Below are 11952 nucleotides of genomic sequence, written 5' to 3' on the forward strand. Positions count from 1 at the left end.
AGGTAGTTTTCATAAGCTGAACTGGTAGGCAATAGCCCCTTTGGGGGCTAACTTGCGCGTTCTCGTGTCCAGCGTATGAATGTTTCTACCGCGCAACCTTTTCAATTAGTCTACTCGCTGTTTGCGCACGAGTACCTAGGTCATCTCTTTACGGCCCACGTCGTGCAGCTTAGCCCGCGCGGGCAACTGACACTTCAGCACCAGACTATTTCGGCTAAAAATGCTTCGGAATTCGCTGCTGGGCTAGAAAAAGATGACTATGAGTTGATTTCGCTCTGCGACCAATTGCAGCAAGATGCAGTTATTAAGGAATTCTGGCCCCGCAAAATCACGGCGGCCGAATTTTTCTTGAAAATATACAATCCTGAAAAAGGCGATAAGCCTATGCAGGAAGCCATTGGCCGCTACGTGCAAACGCGGCTGGGCCGGTTGCTGGCGGGCCTACAAGGCAAGCAGGTCTTCATAATGGGGCGCGATGGCGAGCCCACTTGGCGCGAGCTGAAGCTGGCGCCGGTGCCGGCCTCGGTGCTGTTTCACTTTCGGCGCAACGACGAAGGCACGCATTATTTTCCAACTATCCAATACCAGAATCAAAAGCTTGATTTTCAATTCAAGAGCGCGGTACTGGTGTGCCAGCAGCCCGCTTGGCTGCTGCTAGATGACGTACTCTACTGCTTCCGCAACAACGTAGATGGGCGCAAGCTGCTGCCCTTTCTAAATAAAAAGTTTGTAGTAGTGCCGCGGGCCGTCGAAAAAAGCTACTTTCAGAAGTTTGTGGCGCCGCTCATGGAGTCGTTTGACGTGCACGCCCGCGGCTTCGACATCCGCACCGAGCGCTATCTGGCGCGACCCCAGCTCACGTTTTCGGATGTGCCGCCCGCCACGGCTGGGGCTGCCCCCCTGGTGCCCGTGCGTCCGCCTGGCCCCCCGCGCCGCGGCCGAGTGCCACTGCCCAAGCCCGTGGTGGTGCCGGGTGCCGGCACCGACGAGGCTCCCCTATTTTTCTCGCTCAACTTCCGCTACGGGGCCTACGACCTGCCCCTTACCCCCCCGCGCGCCATGAGCGTGCAGCTGGAAGAAGACACGGATTCTTATATATTCCGGCGCTTGCTGCGCTCGGCCTCCGAAGAAAATGCGCGGGCCGAGGAGCTGCGCCAGCGGGGCCTACCCCTTAATGCCGACGGGCACGCTTTTTTACCTAAAGCTGAAGCTTTCCGGTGGCTGCACGACCACGCGCCCGCGCTGGGCGAGTTGGGCTTTCAGGTGCAGGGCGCGGCCACGGCGAGCCAGGATTATTTCATTGGCCCGGTGCGGGTGGAAGTGGGCATTGAGGAGCGCGGCGACTGGTTCGATGTGCGCGGCACGGTGTGGTTTGGCGAGTTTGCGGTGCCGTTTATTCGGCTGCGGCCCTACATTTTGCAGCGTCGCCGCGAGTACCGCCTGCCCAACGGCCAGGTCGCCTTCATCCCCGACGAGTGGTTTACGGACTACCTCGAGCTTTTTGCCTTTGCCGAAGAAACCGAGGGCCAGCCGCTGTCGCTGCGGCGCCACCACCTGTCACTAATCACTGATTTAGAGAACGATAACCTAGCCACCGTTACCCTCACGCACCGCTTAGAAAAGCTACGCGATTTTGCGGCCGTGGAAGACCGGCCCCTACCCGTCGGTTTTCGGGGCACGTTGCGGCCGTACCAGCAGGCGGGCTACAACTGGCTGCGCTTTGTGCAAGACTACCACCTGGGCGGCTGCCTGGCCGATGACATGGGCCTTGGCAAGAGCGTGCAAACGCTGGTGATGCTGCTCGAACGCCAGGAAAGCGGCGCCAGCAACGGCTCAGCTTCGCTACTCGTGCTCCCTACCTCCCTAGTTTACAACTGGATAGCAGAGGCGCGCAAGTTCACACCCAGCCTGCGGCTGCTGGCCTATACTGGCACCTACCGCGACAAGAACGTGGCACAGTTTGCCGACTACGACATCGTGCTGACCAGCTACGGCATTGTGCGCCTCGACACGGAATTGCTGGCCAGCTATCAGTTCGACTACGTAATTCTGGACGAATCGCAGGCTATCAAAAACCCTAGTTCGACCACCGCGCAGTCGGTGCGCCAGCTGCGAGCTCGGCACCGGCTCATTCTCACGGGCACGCCAGTCGAGAATAGCACCATGGATTTGTGGTCGCAGATGACGTTTATCAATCCGGGCTTGCTGGGCACGCAGGCGTTTTTTCGCAAGGAATTCGTGAAGCCCATTGAGAAAAACCAGGATGAAAGCCGCACCCGCAAGCTACACGCGCTCATTAAGCCCTTTGTGCTGCGCCGGCACAAAGCGCAAGTAGCGAGCGAGCTACCCGCCAAAACCGAGCACCTCAGCTACTGCCCGCTCACGGAAGAGCAGGCGCAATTTTATGAGGAAACCAAGAGCTTCTACCGCAATAAAATCCTCGAAACCCTCGAAGGACACGCTCCTACCCCTGCTGGCGGCACCCAGCTTTTGTTGCTGCAAGGCCTGACGCGCCTGCGCCAGATTGCCAACCACCCGCACTTGGCTGACCACAGCTACGAGGGCGAATCGGGCAAAATGCGCGAAGTGCTGCGCATGATTCGCAGCGTGGTAGCTGAAGGGCACAAGGTATTGGTGTTCAGCCAATTTGTGCAACACTTGGCGCTGGTGCGCGCTGGCCTCGACGAGCGCCAGCTCGCTTATGCCTACCTCGACGGCCATACCCGCGACCGCCAAGGCGAAGTTGAACGCTTTCAGAGTGATGTTGACCTGCAAATATTCCTCATCAGCCTCAAGGCGGGGGGGGTAGGGCTTAACCTCACCGCTGCCGATTACGTCTTCATTCTCGACCCCTGGTGGAACCCAGCAGTGGAGGCGCAAGCCATCGACCGTGCGCACCGCATCGGCCAGCAACGGCCGGTATTTGTGTACAAGTTCATCAGCCAAGGCACAGTGGAAGAAAAAATCTTGGCTTTGCAACGCCGTAAATTACAATTGGTTAGCGACCTGATAACGACTGATGAAGCGGTTATCAAGTCGCTGACGCGGGCCGATATCGAGGAGCTGCTGGGGTAGGGAATGGCCTAGTTGAGGAGAGTACCAACTGCTTGCTAAGCAAACAGCTTTGGCCACGATGGACAATAATCTGTGGCCAAAGCAGGTTAGTATAGGCCTATTCTGGCTTGTACTACCCGCGCTACACCTTTGCTTATTCCTATTAAAACACCGACTCGCACGAAACCCAACTGGCCTTTCTGTCGCATACACCCGAGCTAACGGTGCCTACGCTTCCCGTTGCGCACACTCAGTATCTTGCGGCCGTATCCTTTTGTTGCTTTTCTTTCGTGCTATGTCGGTTTATTTGAAAGGTGGGCTGTCTTGGCTGGCGGCCAGCCTGCTAGTTGTTTCCGGTTGCACGGCGCCCGGCGAAGGCCAGACGGAGAAGCAGGCGCCTACCCCCCCCAAAACAGTAGCCGCTACCGCCTCGCCCGCGGCGTCTGCCTTGAAGCAAGTGCAGGTGTTTGTGGACGTGTCGGGGGGCATGAATGGCTTTGTGCCCGTGAATAAGCCGGGCGATGCGGGCAGTGAGTTTCAGCGCACGGTTACGGCGTTGCTGTCGGGAGTAGAGGGCCAAACCGGCCGGGGCGTGCGCACCAGTTATTACTACGTGAAAGAAGCTACTGCTCAGAGCAGCAAGGTATTACAGCCTGCATCTTACGCCGATGTGAGCCAGACGGTAAGCAGCGGCATCCGCAATGCGGCGAAGGGTAGCGACCTCACCACCATGCTGCGCGAGGTGCTCCAGCGCCAGCAGGCACAGCCCGGCACGGTGAGCATCATTGTTTCTGACTTCATTTATGCGCCTGCCAACACCAAAAACGTGTGGGGTGGCAAGGTAAGCGCCGACGTAAAAGACGCCCTATCGGTGGCTGACCCTAGCAAGCTAGCCGTGTCGGTATTTGCCAATACGTCGGCTTTTCGAGGCCGCTTTTACCCCGGCCGGCGCACGGCGCCCGAAACCCTGACGGGCCAGCAGCTGCCCTACTACGTGTGGGTGCTGGGCCCAGCGCCACTGGTAGCGCAGGTGAACCGAACCGTGCTGGGCAGCTTGGCCGGGCAGCCGCAGGTGCACTTTAACGCCACATTCCCTACCCCCACCTACGGCGCCGTAACCGGCTACCAGGGCCAGGGGGGCTGGTTTGCGGTGGCCGGGCCGCCACCGGGCGTGCAAGTCACGGCCGTATCGGCGCAGGAGCCGGTGAAGTTCGTAGTTGGCTTTGACTTAAAAAACCTACCCCAGCCGGCGCAGGCGGGCTTCCAAACGCTCGAACTCGACCCGGCCAATACCGACGCTAAGCTGCTAAAAACCTGGGCGGCTACTACTGGCCCAGCTGTACCAGCCGCGGGCAAGTCGTACTCGCATTTTGCGCAGGTACAGCTCTCGCGGTTGCCAAGCAGCCAAACGCTGCACTTGCGCCTGGCGCCAGCCACGCCGAGCTGGGTAGCTGCTTATTCGACTACCGACGACAGCCGCATCATGCAGCAGGGCGCCAAAACCTTCTTGCTCGGTTCGGTGCTGCAAGGAGTAACCGATTTTTTTGCGGGTCAGCCCGCCGCCAGCGCTCCCCTATTCGATGCGCCGCTGCTGGTAAAACCAGACTAGCGGCCGCGCTGGCCGGCTCGTCTTTATATACGCTTCTTTTCTTTCCTCACCTGTATGCTCCAAAAACTGTTCACCACCCTCTACCAAGCCGTGCTCGGCAACCCCGACCCGGCCAGCCTCATTCCGGTGTACCGGCAAAGCATTTTCCCGGGGGTAGGGCTCTACACGTTTTTTTTGGCTTTGGCCTTGGCGCTCCTGTTTTACGTGGTGCTGAACCGGGTGCTGACCACGCCTTATTTCAAAAGCAGCCACTGGGCCGTGGTATTGCTGCTGTCGGCCGTGCTGGGTGCCACCATCGCCTGGCAAAAAGCCGCGGCCGATATCAACGCCCAACTCGCCAGTACTGGCCAGCAGTTGGCCGTGGGCGAGGCAGCCACGCTCAAGCGCTACCTCTGGGGCTTCACGGCGACCAATGCGCTGGTGGCGGCGCTGTTCTTTGTGCTGCTTTCATTTTTGGTGAAAAGCTTATCGGTAAGCGCCCGCACTACCCCCGTGCGCTGGCCCAACTAAGTAGCTACTAACCCAACAGGCGGAGAAAAACCTTCCCTGTTCACTGCTCATACTAATTCCTTAAAAGCTGTGGCTAAACTATATATCTTCGGCATCGGCGGCACCGGCTCGCGGGTGATTCGCTCCCTCACGATGCTGCTCGCAGCCGGGGTGCGCGTACCGAACTGCGACAAGGTAGTGCCCATTATCATCGACCCCGATGCGCAAAATGGCGACATGGCCCGCACCGTGGAGCTGCTCAAAACCTACGAGCGCCTCCGCAAGCAATTGCGCCTAACGCCCGACAGCAACGACTTTTTTCAAACGGAAATTCAGACGCTGGCCAGCATGGCGGCCAGCGAAAACCAGCCCCGCGATGCGCGCGTGAAGGAGACCTTCGTGTACAACTTCGGGGGCATGGACGAGAGCTACCGCGACTTTCTGCACTACGATGACATGCCGGTGGAAAGCCGCCTGCTGGTCGATTTGCTCTTCACGCCGGCCAACTTGCAGAGCAAGCTCACGGTAGGTTTTAAGGGTAGCCCCAATGTGGGCAGCGTGGTGCTGAACCAGCTGGTGAGTTCGCCCGAGATGGAATTTTTCGCCAACAGCTTTGCCGAGGGCGACCGGGTATTTTTCATCAGCTCCATCTTCGGGGGTACGGGCGCGGCGGGCTTTCCGCTACTGCTTAAAAACCTGCGCAACCCGCGCACGGCCCTACCCCGCGCCGAACTGCTGAACCATGCCCCGATGGGCGCGCTCAGCGTGCTACCCTACTTCAACCTGCTCGCTGATGATGGCAGCGCCATTGATTCCAACGCCTTCATCACCAAGACGAAAGCTGCGCTGGCGTACTACCAGAAAAACTTGCAAAAGCTGAATGCCCTTTACTACCTCGGTGACCAAAGCACCGGGCAGCTCGCCAACCACGAGGGGGGTAGCGCCCAGCAAAACAATGCCCACTTTATTGAGCTAGTGGGTGCGCTGTCGGTGCTGGACTTCATGCGCCAAGACACGGATTATCTGCTCAATAACCAGCCGTTGCACTACGAGTATGGCTTGGAGGAGGACGTGCGCCAGGTCGATTTCAAAGCTCTGGACCCCGGCCAGAGCCGCCGCCTAGTGGGCCCAGACCTGACTCGGTTGCAATTGCTGGCGCTGTGGTGCCGCCACCACCTGGCCGATACCGAGCAGGCCACCTACGCCAACCACTTGCAGCTGCGCCGCGCCTGGCGCGAGGAGAATTTCTACCTCGATTTGCAGCGCTTTTTGCAAGACCCGCAATTTGGCTTCGAAACCTGGCTGCGCGAGTTGAACTCCAACGAGCGGCAGTTTGCGCCCTTTGCCCTGCCCGCCACCGAAGACCTCAACAAGGTGGTAAACGGCCAGTTTACGGAAACCGGCTTCTTCAACAAAGGCATTACCCGCGACTTTGTGCGCGTAAAGCTCGACAAAGCCATTCCTGCCGCCGTAACGGGAGCCGAGGGGCCGACGGCATTTATCCAAGCTTTTAGCGACGTGCTGCGCGATGTAGTGACGGAGAAAGTGCCGGGGTTTTAATACGTCGCACTGAGTTAATGAACGTCATTTAATTAAGAACGTCATGCTGAGCGAAGGGAAGCATCTCGCTCGCCTCACTGAACGATTGCGCTACTGCTGCACGCGAGATGCTTCGGCCAGCTCAGCATGACGTTCTTATTGAATGACAACGGTAATTTATTAGAAATAACCAGTAAATAATATGAGCAAAATCCTTCGCCTGCACTCTGGTGGCAACGAACAGCTGCGCGGCTGGCAAGAATCGCATCGCTTGGAAGGCTCCGTGATTGACCAGATTACTGACCCGGCGGGCGGCAATGCGCGGCGCACGGCCACGGCCATCCCTACCCCCTTCGGGCAGCTGCACTTGCTGGCGGCGGCGTTCGAGTTTGCCGCGGCCAACCCCAGCGGCAACTCGATGTACCACCGCTTGGTGAGCCAGTGCTGGGACTTGCTGGAGTTCATTTTTTACGCCAAAGACACCGACACCTACCGCCTGCGCTTTGTGGCCTGGAAACGGGCCGACCAGCTAGCCGCCCTCAAAAGCAACCCGCGCACCAAGCTCCTCGGTGATACGTTGGATTTATACCTGGCCGACGACCCGCATTTTCAGGATGTGGCGAGCTTGTTCATGATTTTTGCGGAGCACAAAAACGGCTCCGACCGCCGCTTGCTGGGGGCCACTTCGCCGTTTACGCTAGTGTTTGCGCACCCGGCGCTGCAAGCGCTGCCGGTGGCCCGCAAGAATGGTGAGGGCCAGTACTTCGACAATCGGGCGGTGCCGCTTACGTCGCGGCCAGTGCCGTTTCAGGAATACATCTACGGGTTGTTCACGACGGAGCGGTCGCTGCGCGACGTCAACTTTGCGGGGAGTATCTATAAATACTTGCGGGCAGTAGACCAGCACAAAGTCAACCAACTCGACCAGCAAGGGCTGACGGCCGATGCCTTCCGGGCGCCTTTTCAAGAGCTGACCGACGAGCAGGGCAACGTGGTGCAGGTGCGCGGCATTCCGCTGCGGCGGCTGGCGCACACGCAGCAGGCCATCAGCAGCGACTGGTTTATTGAGCCCAACTTGACCCTGAAAAGTGCGCATTCGCGCCTACCCCTCGTGTTGCGGCCCGGCCTCGATTTGAAGGGCTCGAACTACTTCAGTGGCACGCCCGGCGACGACACGGCCGTGGTGGGCTACCAGGCCCCGGCTGGCCACGAGAAACTCGAAACCCGCGAGTTGCCGGGCCTCGGCGAGCTGTATCCTTACCTGACGGTCAACGACTTCCTCGAAGACGTGTTGATAGAAGTACCGTTCGCGGTGAATACCGAGCGCTACTTTTTTGGGCAAGTGCAGGCCGAACCTGGACAGACGCTTGATAACCGTCCTTTCCGCTACCTGCTGCCGCTCAAGCGGATGTACTTCGACTATTTCCAGCCCGAAGACCTCGACCGCTACCTGCGCCTAACGGTGTTCAGCAACCACGTGCAGGTGCAGCTGACCATCCCGGTGTCGGGCCAGCGCTCGATGGTGTACGAGCGCCGCTACGCCCTGCCGGCCCCCGGCGCGCCCGCCGACCAAGCGGTACCTGCTACCCCCAGCACTGGCGCTGACCGGCCCTACGGCGGCGGCCGCCTCAGCGCCCGTTTAAACATAGGGGTTTTTCCGTTTTACAAGTTCCCAATGCCTTACGAAGCCTACAACAATGCCTACTCGGTGATGCTGGCAGACGCGGGCGAGGGTGCCAGCCTGGCGCAGCTCCGGTTCTTGACTTACCAAGGTACTGGCCTGCAAGAGCTTGGGCCGGCCACCACCGGCAGCTTGCGCGGCGTGGTGGCCCGGCCGCGGCAGCCGCGCAGCCCGCGGGCACCAGCCAGCACCTATTACGAAGTGCGCGGCACGCACTTCGACCTGCTTGAAGTGGCCGTGCCGCTGGCCAGCCAGTACGCGGCCTTTGCCACGGGGCTGCTGGCCCCGCGCCTCCGCACCGATGTGGGGGGCACCAGCCAGTACACGTTTGCCGTGGACTTTGGCACCACCAATACCCACGTGGCTGTGGCCGCCGATGGCGCAGTAGCGCAGGCCCTGCGCATCGGCGACGAGCGCGAGATGCAGGTAGTGCTGCTTAATAAACCCTTGCCGCCCGGCGACTACCCCCTGCCGCAGCGCTATGGCGTGCCCAGCCTGGGCACCATGTACACGGCGGCCCTCACCCAAAACCGCGAATTTGTGCCTTCCTTCATGGGGGTGCCGGGCGCGGAGGTTTCGTTTCCCATCCGCACCGCGACGTGCGAAACGCCGCGTTTTGCGGCAGAGGGCGACCCGCTGCTGTTCGGTGATTTGAACATCGGCTTCTACCTCAACCACGACGCCAGCCTGTATGCACAGCCCGAGGATGGCGTTTACCAGACCAACCTGAAGTGGAATACGGAAGCCGATACCGTGGGCGCGGGCAAGCGCCGGGTGCGAATTTTCTTCCGCGAATTATTGCGCTTGCTCAAGCACAAAGCGGCGTTGAACAACGGCGATTTGAGCAAAGTGCGCCTTGTATGGTCGTACCCTGTGAGCATGAATGCGGCCGACCAAAGCTTTTTCGAGCAGGTGTGGCAGCAGGAATACGCCACCGTATTTGGCCGCCCGGCCGGCGACCAGCAGCTCGACAAGATTCCGGAGTCGCTGGCGCCGTACCTGTATTTGCGCAAAATCGGTCGCATCGTGCCCACCACGCAGGACAATGCCGTGAACATCGACATTGGTGGGGGCACCACCGACGTGCTGCTGCTCGAAGGCTTGCAACCGGCGGCCACGTTCTCGTTCCGCTTTGCCGGCGATGTGCTGTGGGGCGATAACGGCACGAGCACCGTTGATGCTCAGCGCCAGCACAATGGCCTGCTCTACTACTACGTGGGCCGCACCGCCAATGCTCCCATCAGCCGCGAAGCCAGCGAGGCGCGCAACGTGTTTGTATCGGCGCTAAAAAACCCGCGCGTCGGCTCAGCCGACTTGGTTAGCTTGCTCTTCAACTTCGACGAGCAGCTGCACTTCAGCCAGCACATCCGCGAGGCCAAGCACATGCGCGTGCTGCTACTGCTGCATTATTCGGCCATCTTGTACCACATTGGGCAGGTGTGCCGGGCCAAAGGCCTCAAGCAGTTGCCGCGCCACGTCAGCTTCAGCGGCAAGGGTAGCACGTATTTGCGTTTGCTCGACTTGAATGCTAATCTCACGACTATCAAGCGTTTGGCGCAGCGGGTGCTCGAATTTGCCAGCGGCCTGCAAGTGCCCGACGACTTCGAGCTAACCCTCGTGCCGGATGCTAAGGAAGCTACCGCCAACGGTAGCGCCATGCGCTGGGAAGCCGAAGGTGGCCTCGACCTGCAACGTACCATGAGCCAGGCCAGCCGCGAAAAAGGCCTGGAACTGGGCGAAATGCTCGAAAAAATGGCGTTCATTCTGCCCGGCGATGTGCAATTTGCCTCGCCTACCGAGCCCGGTACCGAGGTCAGTACGCTCTCGGATGCGGCCGCTGCCAAGCCTACCCCACCGGCCCGCCCTACCCTCGCCCAGGCCGGCGACCTGCGCGAAGCCGTGCTCGCCAATGCCCGCAACCTACTGCACTTCCTTACCCACAACGAGGACCCCGGCGTGCAGGACTTACTAGGTAAGCTCAACATTGAGATGGACCCCGAGTGGCTCGAATCCTTCTTGGGTAGCCGCTTCAAGGACAGCCTCAACGCGGGCTACAACGCCCTGGTAGCGGCCAGCCGCCGCCCCGAAGACAAGCTGCCCGAAACCTTGTTTTTCTTCGCCTTCCGCGACGCGCTGTTCCGCCTGTCGCAGGAGCTTTACAAAAAATACTATGCCCCGCAAACTGTTTAATAAGAACCAGTTGCGGCGCATAGCGGCCGTAGGCGCGGTGCTGTTAGCCGCGAGGGGTAGCGCACATGCGCAGGAAACTGCCCAAGCGCAAATGTGGGCCGCCACCGCGCGCTATGTTTATGCCGATGACCCCAACTTAAAACCGCTGGTGGCCAAGCTGAACACGGCGCTCGGCCAACCTCAGACTCTGGGTGAGTTTGAGCAAAAGCTTCAGGCGGCCGTGGCTGAAGCGGCGGCCGCTAGCAAAACGCCCAATATTAAAGTATTACAGCGGCAATTCCAGAATATGCGGGCGCTGAACGCCCCCGAGCTGCTGGCTAACCTACCCGATAGCTTACTCAAAACTGCCGTGCGCCGCCAGGGCGAACGCCGTGATAAGCTAGCGGCCCTAGAGAAGCAACTAATGGCACTGGCCCAAAGCACTAGCAGCGAAACGGCTGCTACCCCTACCCCCTCTGCGACGGGCGAATTAACCGCGTCGCAGGTGATGGATATGGCGGCGGCAGCAGCGGCTGCCCCTGTGGCCAGCCAGCCGGCACCGACCAGCCCCCTGCTGTGGGTAGCGCTGGTCATGTCGGGGCTGAGCCTGGCCGGGGTTATCAGGCTGCTGACTAGCCGTTCTAGTCGTCATTCGTCGGGTAGCACTTCGGAAAGCGGCCGTAGTAGCCATTCGGGCAGCCGCGAGCTCAGCCCCGAGCAGCACCGCGAAGTAGAAACCATGATAGCCAGAGCCCTAGCCGGCCGAGCTGACAAGCCCGCGGCTTCCACTCCAGCACCGGCGCCAAAACCAGCTCCTACCCCCCCGGCACCCGCGCAGTCGGTTAAGCAAAAGCTCGCCTCTAACTCCCCCAAACCCGTGCGTCCACCCGTCGAAACCTCCTCCGCGGCGCTGCCGTCGCTGGCTTCTATTGCTGGCGCTGCGCCGACCCCTACCCCCCCCGCGGCGGTGCCGGCCCCACCGGCCCCAGAACCAACACCCGTGCCGGACGCCGTGGAGCCAGGCACTTCTATTGAGCTCGACGTGACGCCGGCGGCGGCACCACTCGAGCCCGCCGTTCGGTTGCAATTCGTGAATGAAGCGCCATTCAACAACACCTTTGCTGCTCGCACGCTGTCTGATGCAATGGCATCGTACAGCATTTATGAAGTGCTATGCAATGAACAAACCCCTGACCAAGGCCAGTTTAGGGTGGTAGGCAACATGGTGAGCCACATCAGCAACCACCGCAACATCTTGGAGCCGGTGTGCGAATACGTGGCCTACCCCCAAGGCGGCGAAACGCGCATCATCACGGAGCAGCCTGGCGAGGTGCGCCGCCGCGGAGCCGATTGGGAAATCGTGCGCCGAGCCCGTATTCGATTTGAGTAGAAGTTAAAATACAGCCACTTA

The 11952-nt window shown here is 60.1% G+C and carries 6 protein-coding genes; all 6 read left to right on the top strand.

Annotated features, from left to right (window positions below; all coding sequences use genetic code 11):
* The first annotated feature begins 75 nt into the window (after window positions 1-75).
* The 6 genes from GO988_RS06180 (at window position 76) to GO988_RS06205 (ending at window position 11931) form a co-directional block, all read left to right on the top strand.
* Window positions 76-3075 carry a DEAD/DEAH box helicase gene (locus tag GO988_RS06180; RefSeq protein ID WP_157563090.1) on the top strand — a complete coding sequence of 1000 codons (3000 nt, stop codon included), beginning with the start codon at window positions 76-78 and terminating at the stop codon, window positions 3073-3075.
* 274 nt (window positions 3076-3349) lie between these two features.
* Window positions 3350-4663, top strand: coding sequence for a hypothetical protein (locus tag GO988_RS06185; RefSeq protein ID WP_157563092.1), 1314 nt, complete (start codon window positions 3350-3352; stop codon window positions 4661-4663).
* A gap of 54 nt (window positions 4664-4717) precedes the next feature.
* Window positions 4718-5173: a hypothetical protein gene (locus GO988_RS06190; RefSeq protein WP_157563095.1), complete on the top strand. Its 456-nt coding sequence runs from the start codon at window positions 4718-4720 to the stop codon at window positions 5171-5173.
* 69 nt (window positions 5174-5242) lie between these two features.
* The gene (locus tag GO988_RS06195) at window positions 5243-6712 is read left to right on the top strand and encodes a hypothetical protein (protein ID WP_157563098.1); all 1470 of its coding nucleotides are present in this window, start codon (window positions 5243-5245) and stop codon (window positions 6710-6712) included.
* A gap of 181 nt (window positions 6713-6893) precedes the next feature.
* A complete protein-coding gene (locus GO988_RS06200) occupies window positions 6894-10562 on the top strand; it encodes a hypothetical protein (RefSeq protein ID WP_157563102.1) in 3669 nt (1222 codons plus the stop codon).
* Window positions 10543-11931, top strand: a complete 1389-nt coding sequence (locus tag GO988_RS06205; RefSeq protein WP_157563105.1) for a hypothetical protein — start codon at window positions 10543-10545, stop codon at window positions 11929-11931. The genes GO988_RS06200 and GO988_RS06205 overlap by 20 nt, the downstream gene beginning before the upstream one ends.
* The last annotated feature ends 21 nt before the right edge of the window (window positions 11932-11952 follow it).

It is taken from the genome of Hymenobacter ginkgonis (genome assembly GCF_009755225.1).
Lineage (GTDB): Bacteria > Bacteroidota > Bacteroidia > Cytophagales > Hymenobacteraceae > Hymenobacter > Hymenobacter ginkgonis.

What these genes read in the sequence shown, in the direction of transcription:
- GO988_RS06180 (WP_157563090.1), top strand. Translation starts at nt 76, where the DNA reads ATGAATGTTTCTACCGCGCAACCTTTTCAATTAGTCTACTCGCTGTTT.
- GO988_RS06185 (WP_157563092.1), top strand. Translation starts at nt 3,350, where the DNA reads ATGTCGGTTTATTTGAAAGGTGGGCTGTCTTGGCTGGCGGCCAGCCTG.
- GO988_RS06190 (WP_157563095.1), top strand. Translation starts at nt 4,718, where the DNA reads ATGCTCCAAAAACTGTTCACCACCCTCTACCAAGCCGTGCTCGGCAAC.
- GO988_RS06200 (WP_157563102.1), top strand. Translation starts at nt 6,894, where the DNA reads ATGAGCAAAATCCTTCGCCTGCACTCTGGTGGCAACGAACAGCTGCGC.
- GO988_RS06205 (WP_157563105.1), top strand. Translation starts at nt 10,543, where the DNA reads ATGCCCCGCAAACTGTTTAATAAGAACCAGTTGCGGCGCATAGCGGCC.